General features: G+C 59.5%; 25 protein-coding genes and 1 tRNA gene. 12 read left to right on the plus strand and 14 right to left on the minus strand.

What is annotated here, in order from left to right; all coding sequences use genetic code 11:
* The 4 genes from BM403_RS23130 to BM403_RS23145 all read left to right on the plus strand — a co-directional run bounded on the left by BM403_RS23130 (position 1) and on the right by BM403_RS23145 (position 5,808).
* The gene (locus tag BM403_RS23130; RefSeq protein WP_012723416.1) at positions 1 to 717 is read left to right on the plus strand and encodes an MgtC/SapB family protein; all 717 of its coding nucleotides are present in this window, start codon (positions 1 to 3) and stop codon (positions 715 to 717) included.
* 290 nt (positions 718 to 1,007) lie between these two features.
* Entirely contained in the window at positions 1,008 to 1,634 is a 627-nt protein-coding gene (locus BM403_RS23135; RefSeq protein WP_012723417.1) for a response regulator transcription factor, read from the plus strand.
* A gap of 6 nt (positions 1,635 to 1,640) precedes the next feature.
* Positions 1,641 to 5,261, plus strand: a complete 3,621-nt coding sequence (locus BM403_RS23140) for a transporter substrate-binding domain-containing protein (protein WP_093545031.1) — start codon at positions 1,641 to 1,643, stop codon at positions 5,259 to 5,261.
* Positions 5,262 to 5,385: 124 nt separating this feature from the next.
* Positions 5,386 to 5,808, plus strand: a complete 423-nt coding sequence (locus tag BM403_RS23145; RefSeq protein ID WP_093545252.1) for an ANTAR domain-containing protein — start codon at positions 5,386 to 5,388, stop codon at positions 5,806 to 5,808.
* On the opposite strand, the gene dkgB is transcribed toward BM403_RS23145, so the two are convergent.
* Positions 5,805 to 6,623, minus strand: a complete 819-nt coding sequence (gene dkgB / locus BM403_RS23150; RefSeq protein ID WP_093545034.1) for a 2,5-didehydrogluconate reductase DkgB — start codon at positions 6,621 to 6,623, stop codon at positions 5,805 to 5,807. The two genes, BM403_RS23145 and dkgB, sit on opposite strands and share 4 nt — an antisense overlap.
* A gap of 245 nt (positions 6,624 to 6,868) precedes the next feature.
* Positions 6,869 to 7,951 carry a 3-deoxy-7-phosphoheptulonate synthase gene (locus BM403_RS23155; RefSeq protein ID WP_093545038.1) on the minus strand — a complete coding sequence of 361 codons (1,083 nt, stop codon included), beginning with the start codon at positions 7,949 to 7,951 and terminating at the stop codon, positions 6,869 to 6,871.
* Positions 7,952 to 8,558: 607 nt separating this feature from the next.
* Between BM403_RS23155 and BM403_RS23160 the strand changes: the two genes are divergently transcribed.
* Complete coding sequence (locus BM403_RS23160; protein WP_093545041.1) at positions 8,559 to 9,308, plus strand: carbon-nitrogen hydrolase family protein; 750 nt, start codon at positions 8,559 to 8,561, stop codon at positions 9,306 to 9,308.
* A complete protein-coding gene (locus tag BM403_RS23165; protein WP_012723423.1) occupies positions 9,309 to 9,734 on the plus strand; it encodes a GNAT family N-acetyltransferase in 426 nt (141 codons plus the stop codon).
* A 41-nt stretch (positions 9,735 to 9,775) separates the two neighbouring features.
* Here the strand turns inward: BM403_RS23165 and BM403_RS23170 are convergent, their stop codons facing one another.
* A complete protein-coding gene (locus BM403_RS23170; protein ID WP_080567175.1) occupies positions 9,776 to 10,015 on the minus strand; it encodes a DNA-binding protein in 240 nt (79 codons plus the stop codon).
* An 82-nt stretch (positions 10,016 to 10,097) separates the two neighbouring features.
* Here BM403_RS23170 and BM403_RS23175 point away from each other — a divergent pair, with 82 nt between their 5' ends.
* The 6 genes from BM403_RS23175 (at position 10,098) to BM403_RS23200 (ending at position 14,368) form a co-directional block, all read left to right on the plus strand.
* Positions 10,098 to 10,463, plus strand: a complete 366-nt coding sequence (locus tag BM403_RS23175) for a helix-turn-helix domain-containing protein (protein WP_012723425.1) — start codon at positions 10,098 to 10,100, stop codon at positions 10,461 to 10,463.
* Between the two features lie 152 nt (positions 10,464 to 10,615).
* A complete protein-coding gene (uvrY, locus tag BM403_RS23180) occupies positions 10,616 to 11,257 on the plus strand; it encodes a response regulator transcription factor GacA (RefSeq protein ID WP_003190387.1) in 642 nt (213 codons plus the stop codon).
* 1 nt (position 11,258) lies between these two features.
* Entirely contained in the window at positions 11,259 to 13,082 is a 1,824-nt protein-coding gene (gene uvrC, locus BM403_RS23185) for an excinuclease ABC subunit UvrC (RefSeq protein ID WP_093545044.1), read from the plus strand.
* 32 nt (positions 13,083 to 13,114) lie between these two features.
* A complete protein-coding gene (gene pgsA / locus BM403_RS23190; protein ID WP_012723427.1) occupies positions 13,115 to 13,675 on the plus strand; it encodes a CDP-diacylglycerol--glycerol-3-phosphate 3-phosphatidyltransferase in 561 nt (186 codons plus the stop codon).
* 63 nt (positions 13,676 to 13,738) lie between these two features.
* Positions 13,739 to 13,814, plus strand: a tRNA-Gly gene (locus BM403_RS23195).
* 221 nt (positions 13,815 to 14,035) lie between these two features.
* Positions 14,036 to 14,368 carry an Arm DNA-binding domain-containing protein gene (locus BM403_RS23200; RefSeq protein WP_093545047.1) on the plus strand — a complete coding sequence of 111 codons (333 nt, stop codon included), beginning with the start codon at positions 14,036 to 14,038 and terminating at the stop codon, positions 14,366 to 14,368.
* Here BM403_RS23200 and BM403_RS23205 read toward each other — a convergent pair.
* The 11 genes from BM403_RS23205 to BM403_RS23255 form a co-directional block, all read right to left on the minus strand.
* Positions 14,362 to 14,832, minus strand: a complete 471-nt coding sequence (locus tag BM403_RS23205) for a bifunctional diaminohydroxyphosphoribosylaminopyrimidine deaminase/5-amino-6-(5-phosphoribosylamino)uracil reductase RibD (protein WP_093545050.1) — start codon at positions 14,830 to 14,832, stop codon at positions 14,362 to 14,364. The two genes, BM403_RS23200 and BM403_RS23205, sit on opposite strands and share 7 nt — an antisense overlap.
* A gap of 58 nt (positions 14,833 to 14,890) precedes the next feature.
* Positions 14,891 to 15,061, minus strand: coding sequence for a histidine phosphatase family protein (locus BM403_RS23210; RefSeq protein ID WP_317845851.1), 171 nt, complete (start codon positions 15,059 to 15,061; stop codon positions 14,891 to 14,893).
* A gap of 381 nt (positions 15,062 to 15,442) precedes the next feature.
* The gene (locus BM403_RS23215) at positions 15,443 to 15,742 is read right to left on the minus strand and encodes a hypothetical protein (protein ID WP_043205140.1); all 300 of its coding nucleotides are present in this window, start codon (positions 15,740 to 15,742) and stop codon (positions 15,443 to 15,445) included.
* A gap of 9 nt (positions 15,743 to 15,751) precedes the next feature.
* Positions 15,752 to 16,375: a LysE family translocator gene (locus BM403_RS23220; RefSeq protein WP_012723429.1), complete on the minus strand. Its 624-nt coding sequence runs from the start codon at positions 16,373 to 16,375 to the stop codon at positions 15,752 to 15,754.
* Positions 16,376 to 16,426: 51 nt separating this feature from the next.
* Positions 16,427 to 17,731: a SidA/IucD/PvdA family monooxygenase gene (locus BM403_RS23225; RefSeq protein WP_093545053.1), complete on the minus strand. Its 1,305-nt coding sequence runs from the start codon at positions 17,729 to 17,731 to the stop codon at positions 16,427 to 16,429.
* 10 nt (positions 17,732 to 17,741) lie between these two features.
* Positions 17,742 to 18,209, minus strand: coding sequence for a GNAT family N-acetyltransferase (locus BM403_RS23230; RefSeq protein WP_071495048.1), 468 nt, complete (start codon positions 18,207 to 18,209; stop codon positions 17,742 to 17,744).
* Complete coding sequence (gene ectB, locus BM403_RS23235; RefSeq protein WP_218189867.1) at positions 18,206 to 19,459, minus strand: diaminobutyrate--2-oxoglutarate transaminase; 1,254 nt, start codon at positions 19,457 to 19,459, stop codon at positions 18,206 to 18,208. The genes BM403_RS23230 and ectB overlap by 4 nt, the downstream gene beginning before the upstream one ends.
* A gap of 511 nt (positions 19,460 to 19,970) precedes the next feature.
* Positions 19,971 to 21,287: an amidohydrolase gene (locus BM403_RS23240; protein ID WP_093545059.1), complete on the minus strand. Its 1,317-nt coding sequence runs from the start codon at positions 21,285 to 21,287 to the stop codon at positions 19,971 to 19,973.
* Positions 21,288 to 21,296: 9 nt separating this feature from the next.
* Positions 21,297 to 22,481, minus strand: coding sequence for an acyl-CoA dehydrogenase family protein (locus tag BM403_RS23245; protein WP_093545062.1), 1,185 nt, complete (start codon positions 22,479 to 22,481; stop codon positions 21,297 to 21,299).
* Between the two features lie 20 nt (positions 22,482 to 22,501).
* The gene (locus tag BM403_RS23250) at positions 22,502 to 23,815 is read right to left on the minus strand and encodes an MFS transporter (RefSeq protein WP_256577198.1); all 1,314 of its coding nucleotides are present in this window, start codon (positions 23,813 to 23,815) and stop codon (positions 22,502 to 22,504) included.
* Positions 23,815 to 26,340, minus strand: coding sequence for a TonB-dependent receptor plug domain-containing protein (locus tag BM403_RS23255; RefSeq protein WP_093545068.1), 2,526 nt, complete (start codon positions 26,338 to 26,340; stop codon positions 23,815 to 23,817). Before BM403_RS23255 ends, BM403_RS23250 begins: the two co-directional genes overlap by 1 nt.
* Positions 26,341 to 26,392: the final 52 nt, after the last annotated feature.

Below are 26,392 nucleotides of genomic sequence, written 5' to 3' on the forward strand. Positions count from 1 at the left end.
ATGCAAGCAATCGACAACATCAACCTCAATTCCCTGGTTGATACGCTGGTCAGCCTCACCGCGGCCTTCATCCTCGGTGGCCTGATCGGTTTCGAGCGCCAGTACCGACAGCGCACGGCAGGTCTGCGGACCAACGTGCTGGTGGCGGTGGGCGCGGCGATCTTCGTCGACATGGCCAACCGTCTCGGCGGTGCGGAAGGCGCGGTGCGGGTGGTGGCGTATGTGGTCTCGGGCATCGGCTTTCTCGGCGCCGGCGTGATCATGCGCGAGGAAGGCAACGTGCGTGGGCTCAACACGGCCGCCACCCTCTGGGCGTCGGCGGCGGTGGGTGCCTGCGCGGGTGCCGACCTGATCCTGGAAGCGCTGCTGGGCACCCTGTTTGTGCTGGCGGCCAACACCTTGCTGCGGCCGATCGTCAATAACATCAACCGTCAGCCGTTGGACGTGGTGTCGGCGGAGGTCACCAATATCCTGTATGTCATTGCACGGCGTACTCAGCAGAAAGCCGTATTGGCGTTGCTGGAAGCCGAGCTGGCGCGTTGTAACTATCCCGCCAGCGATGTCGACGTGCGCCCCTTCGGCACGGAGGAGGTGGAAATAGAAGCCACCCTGGCCGTGACGTCGGTAGACGGTGACGAACTGGATGCGCTGGTGGCGCGAATTTCCATGTCTACCCTTGTCGTGCAGGCGTTCTGGAGCCCCAGTACTACCGAGTAGTCCCCGGCTGTCAGGCATTGTCCCGTGCAACGCGGGTCATGCTATCGCGAGGAAAAGTCCTACAATAATTCGAGACTATCCCTTCATTTGATAAGACACGCTGTTGTTAAGGTTTCCCGCTTGCGCCTCAGGAACCAGGGCGTGGCTCTATGTGTTTACCGTGTTTTATCAAAAGGAGGGGTCTGTACTGCCTGCAGAGTAATCAGCGCCGTTTGTCGGAACTGTTACTTTTCACAGGTAGATAGGTCCCGCGTGATATGTAAGCGTACTGATCCTCTCGGGGGAGTCTTATGAGCAAAGCTTTAATTGTGGATGATCACCCTTTTATACGCGCCACTGTGAAACATCTGTTGAAACAGGAAGGCTTCGTAGAAATCCTGGAAGCGGGCAACGGTGCCGACGCTATGCAGATTGCGCGGGTGCATCGTCCGGACTTGGTCATCCTCGATCTGGCAATGCCCAAGCTCGGCGGGTTGGAGGTGATCAGCCGGATCAAGGCGCTCGAACTGCCTTGCAAGATCCTGGTGCTGACCTCTTATCTGGCGGTGTTCTTCTCCACCCGCTGCATGCGCGCCGGGGCCATGGGCTTTGTGGCCAAGACGGGTGAGCTTGATGAGTTGCAAAAGGCAATCAGGGCGATCCGGTCTGGTTACAGTTGCTTCCCCAGCCTGCCCACCAGTTCAGTCCGCCGCGACGATTTGCAGACCACCGAGCAGGAATTGGTGGACGCACTGTCGGACCGCGAGCTGACCGTGTTGCAAAAGTTGGCGCTGGGCCTGGGCAACAAGGAAATCGCTGAGGACATGCTGTTGAGCCATAAGACTATCAGCACCTACAAGACGCGACTCAAGGAGAAGCTGCGCATGTCATCGGTGGTGCACCTGTCCAAGTTTGCGCAGCGCAACCACCTGATCTGATCTGAAATGACCACCTTTCGGCGGCTGAAACTCACGGCCATCCTGCTGTTGGGGCTGTTGCCCTACTCGGCGATGGCCCTGGACGAACCCCATACCCTGCGGCTCCTCGGCCATTCTTCCCTTGAACACCCCAGTGTTGAGCTTGATGAAAGCGACTGGCGCTGGCTGCGCGAGCGGCGCACGTTAGTGATGGGGGTGTCCGCGCCCGACTACGCCCCTTTCGACTTGAGCAACGATAATGATTTTGAAGGGATCACTGCTGACTATACGTGGCTGATCAGCCTTATTTTGAATGTACCTATCGAGGTTAGACGCTACGACACCCGCGATGAAGTGATCGAGGCACTCAAGCTGGGCAACGTGGATCTGGTCGGGTCGGCCAACGGTTATGAGGCGGCCGACAAAGCGCTGGTATTGTCCCGTTCCTACGCCAATGATCAACCCGTATTGGTGACCCGCGCGGGGGACAGTCATTCATTGAGCGTCGACCTGGCCGGCAAACGTGTCGCGATGCTCTACCACTATATGCAGCCCGACGCTGTCCAGGCCTTTTATCCCCAGGCGCAATTGTTGTTATATGGCTCGACCCACCAGGCCATCGGTTCCGTAGCGTTCGGCCAGGCCGATGTTTACCTCGGCGATGCCATCAGCACCCGCTACCTGATCAACAAGAATCACCTGAATAACGTGCGCATGGCTGATTTTTCCGCGCTGGAGGTCAACCCGTTCGGGTTCGCTTTCACCGGGGACAATATCCGCCTGTTGAAGATCGTCAATGCCGCGCTGGCTGTCATCCCGGCCGGCCAGCAGATGGAAATTCTGCGGCGCTGGAGTGCGGGCGGCAGCGGCTTTCTGGAGGCTGACCGGTTGCGCTTGAGTGACAGTGAACAGCGCTGGCTGGAGAAGCATCCACGCGTGAAAGTCGCGGCGCTCGACAAGTTTATGCCGCTGTCATTTTTCAATGAGCAAGGGCAGTTCATCGGCTTGAGTGACGAGGTGTTGTCGCGGATCAGCTTGCGCACAGGCTTGAAATTCGAGGTGGTGCAGGGCAGTTCGTTGCCTCGGCAAGTGGACGAGGTCAGCGCTGGCCAAGTGGAGATGATGGCGGTGATCACGCCCAGCGTCGAGCGCTCCGAGAAAGTCCGTTTTACCCGGCCTTACTTGTCCAACCCCTATGTGCTGGTGGCGCGCGCCAGCGATGAGCACCTGCTTACCCTGGAAGACATGCCCGGCAAACGCCTGGCGTTTATCGGCGGCAACAGCCTCGCCGTGCAAGTGGCGCGGGATTATCCTGGTATCGTCTTTGTGGCGGTCGAGAACCCTGAGCAAGCCATGGAGTTGGTCGCCAAAGGCGGTGTCGATGCGACGGTTGTGTCGCTGATCAGTGCCCGTTACATGATCGCGCGCCATTACCGTGATCGCCTGCGTATCACCAGTACGGTGGGTACGGAACCGGCGCGGATTGCCTTCGGCGTCAATCGCAGCCAGCTGGAACTGTATTCAATCCTCGAGAAGGCGCTGTTGAGTATCACGCCCGAGGAAATGGACGAACTGACCAACCATTGGCGCAGTGAGATCATCATCGAGGACAGCTACTGGATCAGCCATCGCAACGTGATTATCCAAGGGTTCGGCCTGGCAGCCGTGCTGTTGTTGGTCACGTTGGGTTGGGTGCTCTACCTGCGTAACCTGATTCACAAGCGTGCCCAGGCCGAACGGGCCTTGAGCGACCAGATGCGGTTTATGAGCGTGCTGATCGACGGCACGCCCCACCCGATTTATGTACGTGACCGCCAGGGCCGCTTGATGGCGTGTAATAACGCTTACCTTGATGTGTTCGGCTTCAAGTTGGAGGACGTGATCGGCAAGACGGTGGTGGAAACCGACACCGGCAACCCGCCCCAGGCCCAATCTTTCCATGCTGACTATTTGAGCTTGATGGAGCGTGGGGAGCCGCAGATTCACGACCGGGTGCTCAAGGTGCCCGGCGGTGGCGTGCTGACGATTTACCAATGGATGCTGCCGTACCGTGATAGCAACGGCAACGTGGTGGGCATGATTGCTGGCTGGGTGGATGTCAGCGAACGCCAGCGCCTGCTGGGCCAGTTGCAGGAAGCCAAGGAGGAGGCCGACGCCGCCAATCGCGCCAAGACCACCTTCCTGGCGACCATGAGTCATGAGATCCGAACGCCCATGAACGCGGTGATCGGCATGATCGAATTGGCTCAGAAGAACGCCGAGCAGGGCCGCGTCGATCAGGATGCCCTCGAAGTGGCATCGATGGCGTCCCGTAGCATGCTGGAGCTGATCGGCGATATCTTGGACATTGCGCGGATCGAAACCGGTCACCTGTCCCTGACCCTGGCACCTGCCAATCTCCATGAAATGTTGGCTTCCGTGGCGCGGGTTTTCGAGGGGCTGGCGCGGGATAAGGGGCTGTTGCTGCACGTGGAGCTCGACCCGATGATCGACCGATCCGTATTGATCGACCCTATGCGCTTCAAACAAGTGGTGTCCAATCTGCTGGGCAATGCCATCAAGTTTACCGCGACCGGACAGGTACGCCTGGGCGCCCAGTGCACACCGGCAGTGGCGAGCGACCCTCTGAACCTTCGGCTGTATGTGGAGGACACGGGGATTGGCATCAGTGCCGAGGATCAACAACGTTTGTTCAACCCCTTTATCCAGGGCAGCAATAACGATCAATCAGCACGCAGTGGTTCGGGGTTGGGCTTGGTGATCAGTCGCAATCTGTGCGAGATGATGGGCGGCCAACTGCATTTGAGCAGTGTGCTGGGCAAGGGGACTCGGGTGGATGTGACCCTGGCGCTGGAGTTGGCCACCGCTGCACCGCTTTCTTCATCGGCTCCGCCTGTGCCACCGGCTCATGCATTGAGCCTCCTGGTGGTGGATGACTACCCGGCCAACCGCCTGTTGCTGACTCGGCAATTGAGCTTCCTGGGGCATCGCATCGTCACGGCCGAAGATGGCGCCGAGGGGTTCGCACTGTGGCAGGCCGGGCATTTTGATGGCGTGATCACCGATAGCAATATGCCTGTTATGGACGGTTACACGTTGGCCCGTGATATCCGTGCACAAGAGCGTCGGCTCGGCCTGGTTCCGTGCCTGTTGCTGGGGTTCACCGCCAACGCCCAACCGGAGGAAACCGAGCGCTGCAGGCAGGCGGGCATGGATGGTTGTCTGTTCAAACCGACCGGTCTTGATGATTTGCGTGTAGCGCTGGCATCACGCACTGCCAGTGCCGCCGTGGAGGACGCCGAACCGACGTTTGATTTGAGCGCATTGGTCATGCTGACGGGGGGCGAGGGTGCCGTGCTTGATGAGTTGCTGCTGCCATTGCTCAATAGCCTCGCAGAGGACCGCCTGTTGCTGCCGGCGCTGCAACAGCACGCGGATTTCGCCAAGCTGCATGACCTGGCTCATCGTATAAAAGGCGGTGCCCGGATGGTCAGGGCCCAGGTGTTGGTCGCCGGTTGCGAGACCTTGGAGGAGGCGTGTCAAAGGCGTGACCGTGATGCATTGTCGGCAGCGGTGGAGGCGGTAGGCATGGCCGTCGATGGCTTGCATCAGAGCCTGAGCCTGCACCTGCACAGCAAGCACGCCTGATAGCCATTCGGTGGATTTGGGACAACTCCTACATTGAACGGGAATAAGCCTGATTTTGTCGTCAGTGTATGTCTGGAGAATGGGCCTCGCTCACTGACGAGCGATGCCTGCCCAGGGATTCGCCATGCCAAACAAAGCACTGACCATCCTGATTGCCGATGAACAACACCTACAGCGGCTGTACATCGAGAAAATGCTTAACCAGTTGGGGTATCACCGGATCGTACCGGTGCAAACCTTTGAAGAGGTCCAACTCCTCACCGCCATCCCGGCACAGCCCTTTGATGTGCTGATCATCAACGCGGGGCTCGCGATGCACACGTGCCAGCCTCAACCCCAGGCGCATCACGTGCTGGTCTACGATCACCTGGACCTGGGAACAACTCCCGAGGCGACGCCGACGGTGCTGGTCCGGTTGCCCGGTGTGCCGGACAGCGTCAACCTCGAACACTTCATGGACATTATCGACCCTCCCGCGTCCAGCACCGGCCTGCGTGTGCTGCCCTGGCTGCGCGAATTATCCCGCACGCCTGCGGCAGGGGTTTAGTCCCATTGTGGGGCGATACCCTTGGGGCTGGTCAGGCGATGGCCGCGTTCCAACTCGGCAATCTGCGCCATGTCGGCAGCACTCAAGGTCAGTTGCAGGGCCTTGAGGTTGCTTTCCAGGTTGGCGCGTTTGGTCGATGACGGGATGACCGCATAGCCCAGTTGCATCGCCCAAGCCAGCGCCACTTGCGCGGGAGTAGCCTGATGGCGTTCGGCGATTTGCTCGATCACTGGGTCTTTGAGCACTTCGCCGTAGGCCAGGGTCATGTAGGACGTGATCTGGATACCGTTAGCGGTGGCGAAGTCCACGACCTTGCGGTTTTGCAGGTAGGGATGCAGTTCGATCTGGTTGGTGGCGATGTTCTCCGCGCCAACGGCTGCAATCGCTTGCTTCATCAAGTCGACGGTGAAGTTGGAGATGCCGATCTGGCGGGTCAGGCCCAGGCGTTTGGCTTCCAGCAACTGGCCCATGAACTCGGCGACAGGCACCTGATCTTCGGGTGAAGGCCAGTGAATCAAGGTGAGGTCCAGATAGTCGGTTTTCAGTTTGCGCAGGCTTTCACGCAGGCTCGGAATCAACTGGCCTTCGGCGAAGTTAGCGATCCAGATTTTGCTGGTGATAAATAGCTCATCGCGCGGCACGCCACTGTCGGCGATGGCTTGGCCGACGTCTGCTTCATTCTCGTAGATCTGCGCGGTGTCGATCACGCGGTAGCCCAGTTCCAGGCCGGCGGCGACGGAATCGATCACCACCTGACCTTGCAGACGGAAGGTGCCAAGGCCGAAGGCCGGAACGTTTTGCGTAGCGATAGACATCAGTAACTCCTGAAGGGGTGTGAACAGTGGAGTCGAGTATCCGCCCGTCGTTCCTTCGGAAAAACCGCCGAATCCGAAAAGGACTCTTTACCGCAGGTCACGAATAGTTTGAACGCTGCGCCAACTCCCTGAGCCGAACACTGAGCAAATGTGGGTGCTGGCTTGCCTGCGATGGGGCGTGTCAGGCTACAAGTCTGTCGCTGATATACCGCTATCGCAGGCCAGCTCCCACATTCTGATCTTCATCAGTCAATGATGGTGTGTTGTTGGCGCAACCGCTCAGCCGCGTTGCGCAACAACTGCTCGGTGCCGCTCCAGCCCAGGCAGCCGTCTGTCACCGACACGCCGTATTTCATCGACGCGCTCAACGGTTGGCAGCCTTCGAACAGGTGGCTTTCGAGCATCATGCCGATCAGCGAGGTGTCGCCTTGCAGGCGCTGTTCCAGCACGTCGTTGAATACCGCCGGTTGACGCAGCGGGTCCTTGCCACTGTTGGCGTGGCTGCAATCGACCATGATCCTCGCCGTCACCTTTGACTTGGCCAAATCTTGCTTCACCTGTGCCACATTCTGCGCATCGTAGTTCGGCCCTCGGTGGCCGCCGCGCAGCACCAAGTGGGTGTCGGGGTTGCCGGGGGTCTGAATGATCGCCGGGTGGCCCTGGCTGTCGACACCGAAGTGGCGGTGCGGATGGGAGGCCGAGCGCATGGCGTCACACGCAATCGCAACGCCGCCGTCGGTACCGTTCTTGAAGCCCACGGGTATGCCCAGGCCGCTGGCCATTTCGCGGTGGATCTGCGATTCGGTGGTGCGCGCGCCAATCGCGACCCAACTGAGCAGGTCATCGAAGTAGCCGGCGGCCATGGGTTGCAGCAGTTCGGTGGCGACCGGCAAGCCCAGGCGCAGCATTTCGCGCATCAGTTGGCGGGACAGGGTGAGGCCGGCGGCCATGTCATCACTGCCGTCCAGGTGCGGGTCGTAGGCCAGGCCTTTCCAGCCGACGGTGGTGCGCGGTTTTTCGACGTAGGCACGGATCACCAGCAGCATCTGGTCGCTGACTTCCAGCGCGAGCTTCTTGAGGTTGCGTGCGTATTCCATGGCCGACTCAGGGTCATGGATCGAGCACGGGCCGACGATCACCAGCAAACGTGAATCTTCGCCATTGAGGATGGCGCGCACGGCTTGGCGATGGGCGTGGACTTGCTCGTTGAGGAACGGGCTGAGAGGCAATTGGTGCTTGAGCTCAAGAGAGCTGGGCAGGCGCTGGGTCAGGGCTTCATTGGCGCTGGTCAGGGCAGAGACGGGCAAAGCGGCGGTGGCAGAGTTCATATTAAGGCTTCCTGGGCAAGCGGCGGGCTGTTCCCGCGCGCTGGCCCTACTGGGGTGTTCGACAATTGGCCGTATTGGCTACGTGTGTTGGCTTGCCACCAATAGGTGACCGATCGGAGGCGGCAGGCTGTCCCGAGCGGAGCTGGCTAAATCGCCATGCGGTGGAAGTGTCGTAGCGGTAATAAGTGGCGTAGTTCATGTCGTGTGTCCTTTAAGTGTTCTGCGAAATATAGAGGGGCCTGAAAAAACAAAACCCCCGGTCGGGGAGCCGACCGGGGGTTAGATTTCTCTGGTAGGCGACCCCTTGAGTAGTGGCCGCCGATTTCAGGTATCAGGCGCGCCAGTGGCTAAACCAATACCCAAAATAAAAACTTACCGGTGCGCTCGAACCGCTCACACGGGTAGCCGATACCAAGCGCTGGGCGCTGGCAGCAGGGCAAACCTGAGTGTGGGTAAGTGGCAACATGGTGAGTCTCCAAATGATGGGGCGAGCTTACTAGAGGCGGGCAGGAGGACTCAATCATTAATTTCTATTGCACGTGGATACCAACGGCTATAGGTCGAGATATGCTGATCCCACGTTGATACCGATTGCTTGGACGCGACCATGACTGCTTTGACCCTTGCTGCTGCTCAATCCATTTCCATCGCCGGAGACCTTGCGGCCAATATCGAACGGCACTTGACGTTCATGGGCGCGGCGGCCCGGCACGGCGTGCAATGGCTGGTGTTTCCGGAGCTGTCGCTGACCGGGTATGAACCTTCATTGGCGGCCGGGTTGGCGATTGCGCCAGACGACCCTGTCTTGGCGCCGCTGCGGGAGATGGCCCAGGCGCTACGGCTGACAGCAGTGGTGGGGATGCCCATCCGCCTGGCACCGCAGGCCGGTGTGTTGATCGGCGCGCTGGTGTTGGGGGCGGATGGCTCAATGGTGGTCTACACCAAGCAGCATTTGCATCCTGGCGAAGAACGGGCATTTGTCGCAGGGCAGGGCGGTGCGCCCCTCGAATGGCGGAGCGAGCGTATCGCGTTGGCGGTGTGCGCGGACTTCTCCCATGCCAGCCATCCGCGCCTGGCGGCTGAGGCGGGAGCCACGGTATACGCCGCCGGCGTGTTGATCAGCGAAGGTGGCTATGCCACTGACAGCGTGTTGCTCCAGGGCTATGCGGCCGAACATGGCTTGCTGGTACTGATGGCCAACCATGGTGGCCCGTCGGGTGGCTATGTGTGCGCCGGCCGCAGCGCGATCTGGGCGGTTGATGGCAGCTTACTGGCCGCGGCGCCCGGTATTGGCGATGCGCTGGTGATTGCCCGTCGCGATGGCGGGCCATGGACTGGCCAAGTGGTAGCCGTCTGAATGGCGTTCAATCTGCGCGCGGCAACAGACCAGGACCTTCCCTTTGCTCGAAGCCTGACCTTTGCGGCCATGAGCCGTTATTACCTGCAATACGAGCTGGTGTGGTCCAACCAGGGCTTCGACATCGCTTGGGCCGGGCGTGAGAACTGGCTGATCTGCAACGATGACACCGTGATGGGCTTTATCAGCCTGAGCGCCGATAGGCGGGCACTCTATATCCGTGAGTTGCATATGCTTGAGGCGTATCGCGGGCTGGGTGCGGGCAGTTGGGTGTTGGAACAGATGGCGCTCAAGGCGCAGGCGACGGGTTTATTGCGCTTGACCGTGTTTAAGAACAACCCGGCCAAGAGGCTCTATCAGCGCAGTGGGATGAGCATCGTGGGTGAAGAAGACTGCTTCTGGCGGATGGAGCGTGTTTGCCGTTGAACCTAAACCATGCAGTTGATGCTAATAAGCGCATACTGGCTTCAGGAAACGACTTCCTGAACGTTGTGTTGGCCATCAGCCTCAGCAAGGATGATCCCTTCTTTCATGCCCAAAAGGACCGCCACCTTATGGGCCTCTCCACGCCGTCCCTTTTTACGCCCAGCGAGCACTTGATACGTGGTAGCCGGATCAACTCCGTGCTCACGGGCGAACGCTTGAACTGACTTTCCTTGATGTTCCAGCCAGGCCTTGGCTTGTGCAGCAGTGCGGATTCCGGGCATAGTTCAAAACCGTTCAAGTTTGTTTAACTAAGAGATGAGCGTGTCACCTCTTGGGGTGTGCCAAATAGGATCATACATCCAAATGAGTGGAATCGGTTCGCGTTTGAGGCAAGAAAGAGAGCGACTTGGCCTGTCGCAAAAAGTTTTCGGTGAAATAGGAGGCGTTGAAGCCAACGCACAAGGCAAATATGAAAGTGGAGGGCGTGCGCCCAAGGCCGATTATTTGTCCCGAGTCGCCGCAAAAGGTGTAGATGTACTTTACGTGTTGACCGGAACTGCTACGCCGATTCAGCTGGAAAACCTCAGCGAGATTGAGGAGAAAGTGTTGGGTAATTATCGCGCGATGTTCAAGGAAGACCAAGCGGCGATCCGCCGATTGACGTCAACCTTGGCCGAACACTCCGTTTCATTTAATGGAAAAGCCAAGCAGCAGCCTCAAGAATCCTGACCTGTTGCCCAGCAAAATAGAGCCGTCCGCCTCTCGGCGGGCGGCCCCCGTGTATTCAAACTCTATATATATGACGCTTGCAGCTAGGTCTGCGCCTTGGTTTTTTGCTAAGGTGTTCAGCAACCTATAAGACCATATCGCGAGGTGTCTGCTTGATTAGGGTGCTAGTAGTCGATGACCATGATCTCGTTCGTACAGGCATTACACGAATGCTGGCTGACATCGATGGCCTGCAAGTAGTCGGCCAGGCCGAGTCAGGGGAAGAGTCCTTGATCAAGGCTCGGGAGTTGAAGCCCGATGTGGTGCTGATGGACGTCAAGATGCCCGGTATCGGCGGTCTCGGCGCCACGACCAAGTTGTTGCGCAGCCATCCGGATATCAAAGTCGTCGTGGTGACGGTGTGTGAAGAAGACCCGTTTCCGACACGCCTGTTGCAGGCCGGAGCGGCCGGTTACCTGACCAAGGGCGCTGGGCTGGCCGAGATGGTGCAAGCCATTCGCCTGGTATTTGCCGGGCAGCGTTACATCAGCCCGCAGATCGCCCAGCAATTGGCCATCAAGTCTTTCCAGCCCACTAGCGACTCGCCATTCGATGCGTTGTCGGAGCGGGAAATCCAGATCGCCTTGATGATCGTCGGTTGCCAGAAGGTGCAGACGATCTCCGACAAGCTGTGCCTGTCGCCCAAGACCGTCAACACCTACCGCTATCGCATTTTCGAGAAGCTCGCCATCAGCAGTGATGTTGAATTGACCCTGCTCGCAGTGCGCCACGGCATGGTGGACGCCAGCGCCTGACATGACTACACCGTTTGATCCAAGTGCCTTCCTCTCGACCTGCAGTGGCCGCCCCGGCGTGTACCGCATGTTCGACAGCGAGGCACGCCTGCTGTATGTCGGCAAGGCCAAGAACCTGAAGAACCGCCTGGCGAGCTATTTTCGCAAGAGCGGGCTCGCGCCCAAGACTGCTGCGCTGGTGGCGCGTATCGCCCAGGTCGAAACCACCATCACCGCCAATGAAACCGAAGCGCTGTTGCTCGAGCAGACGCTGATCAAGGAATGGCGGCCGCCCTATAACATCCTGCTGCGTGATGATAAATCCTACCCCTACGTGTTTTTATCCGACGGCAACTTCCCACGCCTGAGCATTCACCGGGGGGCGAAGAAGCAGAAGGGCAAGTATTTCGGGCCCTATCCCAGCGCCGGTGCGATCCGCGAAAGCCTGAGCCTGCTGCAAAAGACCTTTTTTGTGCGTCAGTGCGAAGACAGCTTCTACAAGAACCGCACGCGGCCATGCCTGCAATACCAGATCAAACGCTGCAAAGCGCCTTGCGTGGGCCTGGTGGACCCGGCCGAGTACGCCGAGGACGTGCGCCATTCGGTGATGTTCCTCGAAGGGCGCAGCAATGCCCTCACCGACGAACTCTCCGGCGCCATGGAGCAGGCTGCCAGCACCCTGGATTTCGAACGCGCCGCCGAGTTACGTGACCAGATCTCCTTGCTGCGGCGCGTGCAGGATCAGCAGAGCATGGAAGGCGGCACCGGCGACGTGGACGTCATCGCGGCCTTCGTCAATCCGGGCGGCGCCTGTGTGCACCTGATCAGCGTGCGGGGCGGGCGGGTGTTGGGCAGCAAGAATTTCTTTCCGCAGACCGGTATTGACGAAGAAGTGGCCGAAGTCATGGCCGCGTTCCTCGGCCAGTATTACGTCAGCAGCCCCGAGCGCGACTTGCCGTCGGAACTGATCGTCAACGTGGTGCACGAAGACTTTCCCACGCTGATCGAGGCGATCCACGAGCTGCGCGGCCGCGAGCTGGACATCAGCCACCGCGTACGCGGCACCCGCGCACGTTGGCAGCAACTGGCAGTGACCAATGCCGAACAGGCCCTGGGCGCACGTCTGGCAAATCGACAGCACGTCGCCGCACGCTTTGACGCCCTGGCCGAAGTCCTCAACCTGGACGAACCGCCCCAGCGCCTGGAGTGCTACGACATCAGTCACTCCAGCGGCGAGGCCACCGTGGCGTCCTGCGTGGTGTTCGGGCCGGAAGGGCCGATCAAATCCGATTACCGGCGCTATAACATCGAAGGCGTCACTGCCGGCGATGACTATGCCGCCATGCACCAGGCCCTGACGCGGCGCTTCAGCAAGCTGAAGGACGGCGAAGGCAAGTTGCCGGATATCCTGTTGGTGGACGGCGGCAAGGGCCAGCTGTCCATGGCCCGCGACGTGCTCAACGAACTGGCGGTGCCCGACCTGATCCTGCTAGGCGTGGCCAAGGGCGCCACGCGCAAGGCCGGTTTCGAGACGTTGTACTTGAATGATGCCGCCCATGAGTTCACCTTGAAGGGCGACTCACCGGCGCTGCACCTGATCCAACAGATCCGCGATGAAGCCCACCGTTTCGCAATTACCGGCCACCGTGCCCGGCGCGGCAAAACCCGGCGAACCTCAACCCTGGAAGGGGTGGCGGGCGTTGGGCCGACACGGCGTCGCGACTTGCTTAAACATTTTGGTGGCTTGCAGGAGCTGTCCCGTGCCAGCATTGACGAAATAGCCAAAGCACCCGGTATCAGTAAAAAGCTCGCTGAGTTGATTTATGCGAATCTGCATAGCGAATAGAATGCCTTTCCACCTCGTAGCCAGTTGTGCCGATGAATATCCCTAATCTGATCACCGTTCTACGCGTCCTGCTTATTCCGATTTTTATTCTGTTGTTTTATTTGCCGTACGAATGGAGCTATATGGCTTCCAGTTCGGTGTTCGCGTTTGCGGCCGCCACCGACTGGCTCGACGGCTACCTGGCCCGCCGCCTGGAACAGAGCACGCCCTTCGGCGCGTTCCTCGACCCGGTGGCCGACAAACTCATGGTGGCCGTTGCGCTGGTCCTGCTGGTGCAGGAACACGGCAACCTGTGGCTGACCCTGCCGGCCGCCGTGATCATCGGCCGTGAGATAGTGGTTTCGGCCCTGCGCGAATGGATGGCCGAAATCGGTGCCCGCGCCCACGTCGCCGTCTCCAACATGGGCAAATGGAAAACCGCCGCGCAGATGCTCGCGTTGGTCATCCTGCTGGCCAACCCGTCGGACTTCACCTTCTGGGTCCTGCTGGGCTACGCCCTGCTGCTCATCGCCGCCGGCCTGACCTTGTGGTCCATGCTCCAGTATCTGCGCGCCGCCTGGCCGCATCTGCGCACCACCGTTGAAAAGAAATAAAACTTTTTTGAATCAAGGGGTTGACGGGTTCTGATAATTCTATAGAATGCGCATCACCAAGACGCGGGAATAGCTCAGTTGGTAGAGCACGACCTTGCCAAGGTCGGGGTCGCGAGTTCGAGTCTCGTTTCCCGCTCCAAAATTTGATCCACAGATGTCCACTGGACGCTGGGGTCCACGAAATAGACGCTTCGGCGTCTTTTTTCGTTTCTGCGGAAAACCACTGGAAACCAGGGTAATCCGGTACGAACAAGGACAGGATTAAGTACAACAGACGGGCCCGTTCGAGTCCGTATTGTAACTGGCTCCCTCGGGCCTCCAGACGAGCATCGGGTGTTGACTCTCCAACAGGAGCTCGCCATGCCTCTCTCAGAATTCACCGTTCGGCATGCTCGAACTATTGGTAAAAACTACACCCTCGGCGACTTCGACGGTCTATCCCTCTGGGTGACCAAAGCGGGCGGTAAGCTGTGGCTGTTCCGCTACTATTGGGAAGGGCGCCAGCAACGCATGTCCTTTGGGGCGTATCCTGACGTTAGCCTGAAACACGCACGTGAGCGTCGTGACGAAGCGCGCGAGCTATTGGCCGAAAACATCAACCCCTGCGCGCACCGAAAGCAGGCGCGCCAAGAAGCTGAAGCCGAAGTAAAGTGTGTCAATTTTAGATCGGCACTTGGGTCAACGATTTACTGATCATTGCGATCCGACGATCCAAGCGGTTTGCTTACCAAAAAATCAGCTAAGTCCTCAGCAGCTTCCTCCGCCAATAAGCCGACAATGACTGTAATGCCTGCATCGCGCAGCATCCTTATGCCTGCTCCCGAGTTTCTCGGATCGGGATCAAGCAACCCAACAAACACTGTCTCGACTCCGCTGTTTATCAGTGCCAGAGCACATGACGGCGTTCGACCATGAAAGGAGCATGGCTCAAGCGTGACAAAAGCAGTCACTGCGGAGCATTCATTCGTTAATCGGCTTAACGCCATCGCTTCCGCGTGATGGAACCCCGGTGCCTGCGTATAGCCTTGGCTAATCACCATGTTGTCCTGTACCAGTACGCAACCTACTGGCGGGTTTGGAAGGCACTCAGGTAAGGCTAAACGCCCTTGGGCAAGAGCAAGCTGCATGAAATCGGTATTGGAGAGAGTGTTAGGCATATTCGATTAGATCTCATCCTAGTTAGCCAACGCTCTTGCCTCAGCTTGAGTCAAACCCTCAAAAACCCCGACATCCCGTTCTCGGAAACACGCCATTATCTCGACTGAGAGCTTCAGCCTGCTGCCGCCCCAGCTCGATCAGCCCTGGATCAAGCGAACCGAGGTAGCGCTGTTCGGCATTGGCCCAGGTTTCCCCGTGCCGTATGAGGTATAAATACATGAGATCCATCTCAGCGTTAAACGTGGGAACTGTATCAACTCCAAACCGCTTGGGGCTGTTTTGACGAGTCTGGTACGGAGCGCTTAAAACTGAACAGCAAGCTCTACTCAATGCCTGTTAAATACGCTTGCCCAGCAGCCAGTACCGTCGCTGCCCGACGACGCTCGGTGAACGAACTGGCTTTATCTTTCGTCCTTGATAGCCACTAGGCAGGTGTGGAAACCTCGTTTTACGTACACGTTTTATCCTGAAAATTGGCCGCTTTAGCGTTTGGACCAGCCGCCCGGGAATCAGCTGTTTGGCGACATCACGCTATGCTGGATTTAGTCCTACCGGAATGACCGGCGATTCCGGCTTTTCGCTGACCTGGGGCTTTTTCGTGGACCGGTATCAACACGCCCATCTGAAATCGTGAAAAGCCATCGCCTCCGGTGGCGCTGCCACTAAAGCTTCAATCCGGCGCCTTGTCGCTTGTAACGAGGCTGCGTAGCTTACCCCCAGGCCCAAAGCATCGATGATGGGGAAGATATCTTCAAGGCCGCAGTCGAGGATCAAGGTGGCTTCGCAATTGCTCGACAAGTTCGGTATTGGGCAGTTCAGTGGTAAGCGATCGCGGGGTAGGTCGATCAGCAGCCAACTGCGGTATTTGAAGCGCGCGCTCACGTCCTTGAGCAGATCGTTCCATTCCATGACACGGCCTCATCGACTGGCAATCAACACGGGAATCGCGTTGTTGAGGGAGAACGCCACCAGAAATACAGCCAATCCCACATCGATCTGGCGGGTGTATTTGAGAAACAGCGCCTTGATCGGGCCTTGGCCGAAGAGCAGCGAGACCAGGGAGTACCAGATGACTTCCAAGGTAGAGCACAACATTACCACCAGTACCTTTTCGAGGTCGGTACGTGGCGAAGAAAGAAAGCCGGCGTAGATGCTGATCATGAAGGCGATGGTTTTCATGTTGCTGATGTTAGTGATGACCCCCACGCGATACGCCTTGGCGAAGCTGGTGACGCCAGGTGTGGTGCTTTCGGCAGTACCGGTGTTTTTTGCCAGCACGCTTTTGATGATGCTGTAGGCGATGTACAGCAGGTACGCTGAACCACACAGGGTGGCGACCTTGGAAAAGGCCGGGTACTGATGCAGCAATGCCGCCAGGCCCAGCAAGGAAATGGTCGAGAAGAATACGCCTACGGTGCAGATCCCCAAGGTCGCACCAAGGCCGGTAGTGACCGACCCTAATGAAGAGAACCGGCTGACGATGATGAAATTCGGCCCGGGACTTATCACCGCCAGTATGTAAATCAATGCTGCTGTAAACATGTGACCTCCTTGTGTGAAGCAGCAGCCCGCGGGGCTGCTACCGGGGCTGATTCAGGCCAATGCGTGCGCCGGAGCCTCGACCTGCGCCAACTGTGCCTCCAGGGCCGAGAGAATGTGTTCCACCCGCAACGAAATCAGGCTGAATGAACCGGCGTCCCCCAGGCCATGGGAGCTTTCGCATAGACCGTTGAGGAACACCGTGGGCAGATCATCCAAAGAGGTCAGGCTGTAATCGCGATTCACCACGAGCGCGCCGTGCGCATCGGCGCGAAACCGACGGTGATAAGGCGCCAGTAACGGCGGATACAACTCGCCATTTTCCTTGGCGGCAATGTCCTTGAACCCGGTGGCAAGCACCAGTGCATCCAGCTCAAGGGTCGAGTGCGTGAGTTGATTGACCTCCTTGAGCGCCAACTGCACATGCCCTGAGGCATTAACCTGCGCCTGCTCGATGGCAATATTGTTGAGGATGTGGATGCGCTGCTTACCCTGCAACTTTTCCTCATGGATGCGCACGTACAGCGCATTGATCACGTCTTCATCAGCCGAGCTGTAGTTGGTGCCTCGCAATTGCTTATCCACCCGCGCCTTGGCCTCTGGCGGCAGGTTGAAGTAGTAGTCGATGAACTCCGGGAAATACACCTTGTCGCTGAACGGGCTGGTGTCCTTGAGTCGGAAACTGAAGCTGCGGTGCAGCGAGTAGATTTCCTTGTCCGGAAACCTGGCGGTCAGGTCGAGCACAATCTCCACGGCGCTTTGGCTGGAGCCGACTACACCGATGCGCTGCACGTTCGATGGCAACCTATTGATGCGTTCAAGGTAGTGATTAAGGTGGAACACCTGCGGGCCGGACAGGCCGTCGAAAACCGCCGGGATATTCGCCGTGCGCCCGGTACCCAATACCAGGCTGCGCCCGTAAATGACCCGCTGATTGTTATAGGTGACCTTCCATACATGCTCGCCCTGTAACAGCAACGGCTCGACACGTTGGGCGAACGCCGAGGATTCGACACTGCCGAGAAAATGCCCGGCAACCCATTTGATGTATTGCGCATACTCGCGCCGTAGCGGGTATGTCAGCGGTAGGTTGAGGTAGTCGAACAGGCGGCCAGTTTCTTTCAGGTAATTGACGAAGCCATAGCGGCTGCGCGGGTTGCGCGGCGTGACCAGGTCCCGCAACGGGTTGTTCTGGATGTCCGAGCCGCTGAGCAGCATTTCATCCTGCCAGTCCGGCGTTGGCTTGGCGTCCAGAAAGCGATAGGTCAGCGCAGAAGCTGACTCTTCCAATCCTATAGCCAGCGCCAGGTTTGAGGGGCCGAAACCAATACCCACGATATCGAAAACAGTGTCTGACATGGAAAAGCTCCTATCCCTGGATTGGCTTCAATGGAAGATGGTAATAGTGGTACGCGGTGTTTTCGATAAACCCGAAGCGCGTGTATAAGTTGCGTGCCTTAGGGTTGTCGTCCGCGCCTTCAATAAATAACTGTTTGGCCCCGGTTGTCTGGGCGAACGCTTTTGCAGCATTCAATAACGCTAGGCCCACCCCCGTACTGCGTTTGGAGGCTTCGACATATAAGTCATTTAGTATCCACAGACGCTCCAGTGTGACACTTGAAAAGCTGGGGAAGAGTTGCGTAAACCCAATGACTTCATTGTTAACTTGCGCCACGATGATTATTGACTCGCCCAGAAAGAAGCGCTGTTGAATAAATGCCAGGGAGCGGGCCAAGTCGGGTGCTTCGCCATAGAACTCGCGGTATTTGTCCAGCAACGGCGCGATGGCCGCGGCGTCGTCTAGGGACGCGTGCCGGGTGATGATCGGATCGCTCATGGCGCGGTCACCTCGGCAAAGGCTTGCTTGAGTATGTGCAAGCCTTGGGTGATCTGCACGGGAGTGATCGTTAACGCCGGGAGGAACTTGAGTACCTGATTGTCGATGCCGGAGGTTTCAATGATGAGCCCGCCAGCATAGGCCTGCGCTGCAATTTTTTGCGCTAGGGCCGAGTCGTCAAACTCTATGCCCCTGAAGAACCCCCTCCCTTTGAGACGGTTAGGTGCCTTGGCGGCAAAGCCCAGGGATAACTCCTGCAACCCCTGATGCAACTGTTCTGCCTTGTCCCTGAGCACCTGGGTAAAACCCGCGTTGCTCCAGTAGTGATCGATCACCGCCTTGCCCGTGACGAATGCCAGGTTGTTGCCGCGAAATGTGCCGTTGTGCTCTCCCGGCTCCCAGACATCCAGATGGGGAGCCAACAAGACGAGGGACATGGGCAAGCCATAACCGCTGATCGATTTGGATAAGGTCACGATATCCGGGGTGACACCCAGTGCTTCGAAGCTGAAGAACTCGCCGGTGCGACCACAGCCGGCCTGGATATCGTCAATGATCAGCAGAACGTCATGCTCATGGGCGATGGCTTGCACGGCTCGTACCCAGGCGGCGGAAGCGCTGTTCACGCCGCCTTCGCCCTGCACCGTCTCTAGTACGATAGCCGCCGGTTTGTCGACCCCGCTGCCGCTGCGCAGCATGTTGGCCAGGTACAACGAGGTGTCCACACCGTCGCCGAAGTACCGGTCATAGGGCATGAACGTCACGTTGTTCAAACTGACGCCGGCCCCTGCGCGTTTACGCGGGTTGCTGGTCAGGGCGAGGCTGCCCAGGGACATGCCATGGAACGCGTTTGTGAACGCCACGACATTCTGGCGCCCGGTGTACTTGCGGGCCAGTTTGATGGCGGCCTCCACCGCGTTGGTGCCAGTGGGGCCGGGAAACTGCACTTTGTAGTGCAGGTTACGCGGTGCCAGGATCTGCTCTTCGAACGTTGTGAGGAAGGCTTTCTTGGCAGTGGTCTTGAAATCCAAGCCATGGGTGATGCCATTGTTACCGATGTAATCGAGCAGTGCTGCCTTCAAGACCGGGTTGTTATGCCCGTAGTTCAAGGCTCCTGCACCACTGAAAAAATCAATGAATACCTGGCCTTGCTCACTGGTCAAGGTTGAGCCTTCGGCGGTATGGAAGGTGGCGGTGAAGTCCCGGCAATAAGAGCGAACGTTAGATTCTTTAAGCTCGAATATATCCAGGGGCTGTGGCGCCGTAGGCGCAATTTTTGAAAACGAGTAATTCAGCGTAGCCGTCATGTCAGGTACCGTTTATCAATCCATGTCAATGGACTTACAACAGATATAGCGATTTCCCAGTGGCCATGTAGCGAATGCTGAGAAGACTTTAATCCCTTGAAGTCCGCGTGCAACTTTCATCCCGTGAAACATGACCCGCTCTGTTGGCCAGCAGGAACAATGACGTCTTTCGCTAATTAAACTAGCAGCAATTTAGGAATGAACCACTAATTATAAATTCATATGCTTATGACCCATTTTTGGATGGTCGCGATGATAGGCATGCCTGCCACCGCCGACACCTTAGGTCAATGAGGCGGATATGCCCTCACCAATATAAATACCCTGTCGGCGCCTGTCGCAGAGGGTGCAAATCGGTACAGTCACTGCGCTGCTGTCGCTTTCGCTTGAGCAGCGAGGTGCCGAGTCGGTAGAGGTCGGCGTGGTTGTGAAGTGGGGTTGATCCGTTTTTTCACTAGGACCGAGGAGCGTCAATCATGTAGCTCAACGTCATCCGACTCAGCGCCCGGATCCCCACCGCCAGGCTCGGGTCACCCACCTGGAAGCCCGGCGAATGGGTAGGCCACACGGTTTTGCCCTCCAGCGCGGGCGGTGTCACGCCCATACGCATGAAAATCCCCGGAATCTGGCGGGCGTATTCGGCGAAGTCATCGGCGCCGTAAGTGCCGTTGTCGATCCGCACGGGTGTGGTCGACACCTGTTGCAGTACCGGCATCAACCGGTCAACCAGTGCAGTGTTGTTGTAGCCAACGCGGTAATTCCCCGGTAGGTAGTCCACTTGGGCGGTGGCCCCCGAGGCTTCGGCGATGTGCTCGGCGGTGCGGGTCATGCGCTGCAATACGTCCTCACGCTGTTCATCGCTGACGGTGCGAATCGAACCTTCCAGGCGCACTTCGGCGGGGATGATGTTGTGGCGGTCACCGGCTTCGATACGGCCCACGGAAATTACCGGAGCCGGCAACAGGCTGAGGTTGGATTGGCGGCTGGGAATGGTCTGCCAGGCCAGGATCACCTGGGCGGCGACGGGCACAGGGTCGATGCCGGTCCACGGGAAGGCTGCATGGGTCTGGCGGCCGATGATGCGCGCAACAAAGGTGTCGGCTGCCGCCGTGGTGCGTTGCCGGCTGAGCGTGAAAGTCCCCGCCGTGCCCGCCGTTACGTGGATGCCGAAAATGACCGCTGGCGCCGGATTTTGCAGCGCGCCTTCCTTGATCATCAATTGCGCGCCACCTTGTTCGCCCAGCGGCGGGCCTTCCTCGGCCGGCTGGAAAATCAGCTTGAGCGTGCCCGGCAACTGCTCGCGATGGGCCGCCAACACCTCGGCAACCCCTAGCGCCATCGCCATATGCGCGTCGTGACCACAGGCATGCATCACGCCGACCTCTTTGCCGCGGCTGCGAAAATCACCGCCCTCATCTTTGCTGCGCACTGTCGAGGCGTAGGGCAGGCCGGTCTGTTCGATGAGTGGCAGGGCGTCCATTTCGGCGCGGATGGCGACCACCGGGCCGGGTTTGCCGCCGCGCAGAATGCCGATCACCCCGGTATGCGCGATACCGGTCTGCACCTCTAGCCCCAGTTCCCGTAGGCGTTGGGCGATGCGCTCGCCGGTGTGGAACTCGCGATTGCCCAGCTCGGGTTGTTGGTGAATCGCGTGACGCAGCTCTATCACGCCGGGCAATGCCTGGCTGATCTGCGCGTCCAGGTCGTCCCAAGGCTCGGCGGCCGACACGGAACCGGACAGAAGCAGCAGGGAAATCGGTAGCTTCAACATATCCAGGGCTCAATAAGTAAACGCAATCGGCGGTGCTTTCGCGTTCAGCAAATAATCGCCAATTGCCTTGTACTTGTACGCCAGGGCGTCATGAGTGGTGTGGGTGCGTGCGTTACGCCAGTGCCGGTCGAAGTTGTAGCGCGACTGGGTGGTAGCCGCGCCGCCGACTTCATACAGGCGCTCACACACGAAGAGGGCGGCGCGGGTTGAGGCGATCTTGGCTTCGGCCACGGCAATCGAGGACTTGACCAAAATAGCTTCCAGTTCCTCACCCTGCGCCAACCCCTGCAACTGCGTGCGCGCGGCCAGGTCGACCGCCCCGGCGGCTTTCTCCACCAGCGCTTCGGCGCCATGGATGCGCGCGGCCAGATCACCGAGGGTGTGCAGGATGTACGGGTCGTGGCGCGCCTGGTCCACGCCACTTTCGCGCACCGGTCGCGAGCCCGTGCGCGCCCACGCTACCGCGTCATCCAAGGCCGCCAGGCCGATGCCGACATCGAGGGCACAGTGGATCAATTGCGCACTCGCGCCGACATAGTTGCGGCGTTGATACCACTGCGCCAACGGGATCACTTGCTCGGGGCGCACCGGCACATTTTCCAGCAGGGTACTGCCGCTGGCGGTGACGCGCTGGCCCATGCCGTCCCAATCATCCAGCAGCGTAATGCCCGCAGTGTCGGCGGGCAGCATCACGTAGATCGCGTTGCCGGCCTCGTCCACGGCCTGGATCTTCAGCAGGTCGGCAAACAGGCAACCGGTGCTGTAGAACTTGCTGCCATTGAGCACCAGTTGATCGCCGCGACGCTCCAGGCGCGTGTGGATTTCACCGCGAAAGGTGCCGCTGCGTTCGGCAATCGCGCCAGATGACAACTGGCGCTCGGCAAAGGCACCGAGGTACTCACGCTGCTGTTCGGGGTTGGCGATCAGGCGCAGGTGCTCGACCGTGGCGAAATGCGGAAACAGCGCCTGGGCCACACTCGGATCGGCCTTGGCCAGGGTGATGAAAATCTGTGCCACCTGCAGTTGGCTGACGTCGCCGCCGCCCAGCTCAGTGGGGACCCGGGCGGCGCCCAGGCCGGATTCGCGGATCAGGTCGAGCTGCGCATAAGGCAGGATTCTGCCGGCGTCGCGGTCGGCGGCACCGGGTTGGATCTGCGCGGCGAGTTGGTGGGCGAGGGCAAGGTAATCGGTCATGGAAAGGTCCATCAAAGAGGTCAGGAAGCGTCGCGCAGAGCACTACGCGGTACGCCGAGCAACAGGATCAAGGTGCCGCAGGCCACCAGCGCCGCCACGATATAAAGCGCCAGGCTGATGCTGCCGGTGGAGGTCTTGATCGCACCGATCATGATGGGCGTCAGCAGGCTGCTGATCTGCCCGCAGCAGTTGACCAGCGCCAGGCCTGCGGCCTTGGCGTGGTCCGACAGGTAATACGTGGGGATGGTCCAGAAAATCGCCGTGGCCACCAGGTAGCCGCTGGTCATCAGGGTCAATACGGCGATTGCCGAGTACGGGCTGAACAGAAAGTTGGGCAGCACCAGCATTGCCAGCGCCGCCGTGAGGCCGCCCAGCGCGAAGTGCCAGCGCCGCTCCTGATTCACATCCGAATGGCGGCACGCCCACAGCATCACGCACACGCCGACCACATAGGGCAAAGCCGAGAGCAAGCCCAGTTGCCCAAGGTTGCTCACGCCCGAATCGCGAATGATCGACGGTGCCCAGATATTGGTGACGTTGCCGGTGCACATGATGGTCAGGCAGTAGGCCAGGGTGATAAACCACACCTTGCGGTCCTTCAATGCCTCGACGAAGCGCGTATGCCCGCCGGGTTTGCGCTGTAGCCGTTCACGCGCCAGGGCTTGCTCGATGGCGTGTTTTTCATCGTCGCTCAGCCACTTGGCCGAGGCCGGTTTGTCGTCCAGCCAGTACCAAGCGAACAGCCCGGCGAGCACCGGCGGTATGCCGGTGATCACGAATAGCCATTGCCAGCCGGTAAACCCGCCGATACCGGCGCAGTGCGCCATGATCGAAGTCGACAGCGGCCCGCCGATGATCCCGCACACCGCAATCGCCATGATGAAACGCGAGGTGATACGCGCGCGGTGGCTGGCCGGGAACCAGTAGGTGAGGTACAGGATCACCCCCGGAAAGAACCCGGCTTCGGCGGCGCCCAGCAACACCCGCAGCACATAGAACTGCGCCGGGGTCTGGGCAAACGCGGTGGCGATGGTCACCAGCCCCCACAGCACCATGATGCGCATCATGGTTTTTTTCGCGCCGATCTTTTCCAGCAGCAGGTTGCTCGGGATCTCGAACAGCAGGTAACCGATGGAAAACACGCCGACGATGATGCCGAACGTCGCGTCGCTGATGTTCAGGTCGGTCTTGAACTGCAAATGCGCAAAGCTGATGTTGACCCGGTCCAGCCAGTTGAGCACGAAGCACAGGAACAGGAACGGCATGATCCGCCACGCCAGTTTGCGGTACAGGCGTTGGTCGAAGGTCGCCTGCGGGCGTTCGAAGTTCGTCATCACCAGCTCACGTCGACTTTAGCGAAGTAGTAGGCGCCTTCCAGGCCATAGGGCGAGTACCAGCTATAGGTCGGGTTGTCGGTGGGGAAGAAGTAGAAGCGCTTGGCCTCGTCATTCAGTTGCTGGGGGCGACGGTCGAAGATGTTTTCGCCGCCGACGGTGACTTTCACCGCGTCGCTCAGCCAGTAGCCCAGGCTCAAGTCAGTGATGAATGCAGGGCGGATCACCTCATCGCGACTGGCGGAAATCTGGTTGCGCCCGGTGACCTTGGAATAGCGGGTTTCCTTGAGATTCACCTCAAAATCCCCCAGTTGCCAGGCGACATTCAGCGACGTGGTGTTTTTCGGGTAGGCCGAGGTCAGGTTGCCCTGGCGGTCACGGCCCATCACGCTGACACCAGTGCCGGCCAGTGCTGCGGGCTCCTTGATCTTCTCGATGGTTTGCAGGCTCTGGTTGCTGAGCAGGGTCCATTTGGTCTTGCCGTAGCGGCCCAGGTCATAGCGGTAGTCGGCCACCAGGTCGATGCCACGGGTGCGGGTATCGGCCAGGTTGCCGAAGTACGAGACGATCTGGTTCGGGTTCAGGCCCTGGGCGGCCAGCACGTTGGAGACCGCCGTGCCTTGCAGGTTACTGGTCTGCAGGATGCGATCCTTGATGTCGATCTGGTACATGTCGACGGTGATGTCGAGGTTCTCGGTGGGCGTGGCGACAAACCCGAGGCTGTAGTTCATCGAGCGCTCAGGTTTGAGTTCCTTGGCGCCCAGGGCCTGGCCGGCCGCGTCGTTGACCGTGACGTAGCGGGTGGTGGCCTGTTCCAGTTGCCCGGTAATCGGGCTGGTGCGCCACGCCGTCAGCGACGACGAATAGAACTGCTGTTGCAGGGACGGCGCGCGGAAGCCGTTGCTCACGGTGCCGCGCACGGCGAATTGCGGGGTGAACGCGTAACGCGTGGAGAACTTGCCACTGCCGGTGTCGCCGAAATCACTGTAGTGCTCGAAGCGCCCGGCCAGGCTCACATCCCATTGATCGGTCAGGCTTTGGCTGAAGTCGACGTAGCCTGCGGTGTTGGTGCGTGAGTAGTTGTGCGCGTCGGCCGGGGTGAAACCCACCAACCCTGGCGCGCCGGGGTTGGGGCGCTGGCCGGCGAGTGGGCTGCCGGTGGGGAACACGTAGCCGCCATCGGCATAAGAGGCGTATTCGCCGGCCTGGATCTCGAACCCATCGCGGCGGAATTCAAGGCCGGTCGACACGTTCAGCGGCTTGGCAAACAGCCCGGTATCGAACGCACGGGTCAGGTCGAGGTTATTGGTCCATTGGCTGGCGATCAGGTTGCCGCCGTCCATATCCTGAGGGCTGTTTGGTCCCAGGGACGGGTTTAGCGAACGTTCGTTGCGGGTGTTGGCGTTGTTGTAGCCGTAGCTGCTGCTCAGGTCCCAAGCCCAGCCCAGCAGGTCGTCGTTGCGCACGCCGAACACACTTTGGAAGTCGTCTTCTTCCACGACGAAACGCGGCGAGAAACCGTCCGGGTACACCGAGACAATGTTCTGCGGCGAGTTGGCGGTGCGGTAAGTGCCCCAACTGGTGGAGTTGCGGTGGCTGAGGGTGGAGAACGAGTACAGCGTGTAGTCCTCGTTCAGCGGCAGTTCGGCGTTGTAGCCGAAGTTATAGGTTTGCGAACGAGGTTGGCCCAGTTGCTGGCGGTAGCGGCTTTCGCTGGTTTCGCGCGGGTCGGGCTGGCCGTTCTGGCGGAAATAGATGCTGGTGCGATCCGGCACGGCGCCGGCCACGTTGGAGCTTTCCTGGAGGCCGATATCGGCGCTGAGGCTGAAAAAGCCGTCATTGGGCAGCTCGAAGCCCTGGTTGATCTGACCCTGGCCCCGCGCACCGAAATTGCCCTTGCCGCCCACACGGTTGGCGTACTGCCCATAGAGGGCACTGCCGCTGCCGCCGGAGCGGTTGGTCTTGAGGATGATGTTGATCACCCCGGCAATCGCGTCCGAACCGTATTGCGCCGCCGCGCCGTCGCGCAGCACTTCCACGTGGTCCACGGCAGCGATGGGAATCAGGTCGAGGTCGGCGGGTGACTGGCCGCTTGAGGTGGCGGCGGTCTGCACAAAGATCAGCGACGTATTGTGGCGGCGTTTGCCGTTGACCAGCACCAGCACATGGTTGCCACCCAGGCCGCGCAAGGTCGCGGACTTGACCGACAACCCGGTGCCGCCGGTAAAGCCTGCGGCATTGGTATAGGACGGCACGCTGGCGGCCAGGGCGTCGCGCAGGTTCTGTTTGCCTGAACGGGCGAGGTCGTCGGCGCTGATCACATCGATCGGCGCCAGGCTCTTGGCCACGGTGCGACCGCTGTCCCGGGCACCGGTGACCACCACGGTTTGCAGGGCGGTGTCACTGGCCGCCGACGGACGTGACGGGGTGTCTTCGGCCTGGGCGACCTGTTGGGCGCACAGCCCGAGGATGCCGGCGGTCAGCAGGCTGAACCTGGGACGAAAGCGAGTGTATGGGCGAGACATGGTGAGGCTCCGATGGTTAGGTGCCGCTTTCCATTCCTGGTGGTGGGAGTTC

Origin of the sequence: Pseudomonas sp. OV546 (assembly GCF_900116845.1) — a bacterium.
GTDB lineage: Bacteria > Pseudomonadota > Gammaproteobacteria > Pseudomonadales > Pseudomonadaceae > Aquipseudomonas > Aquipseudomonas petroselini.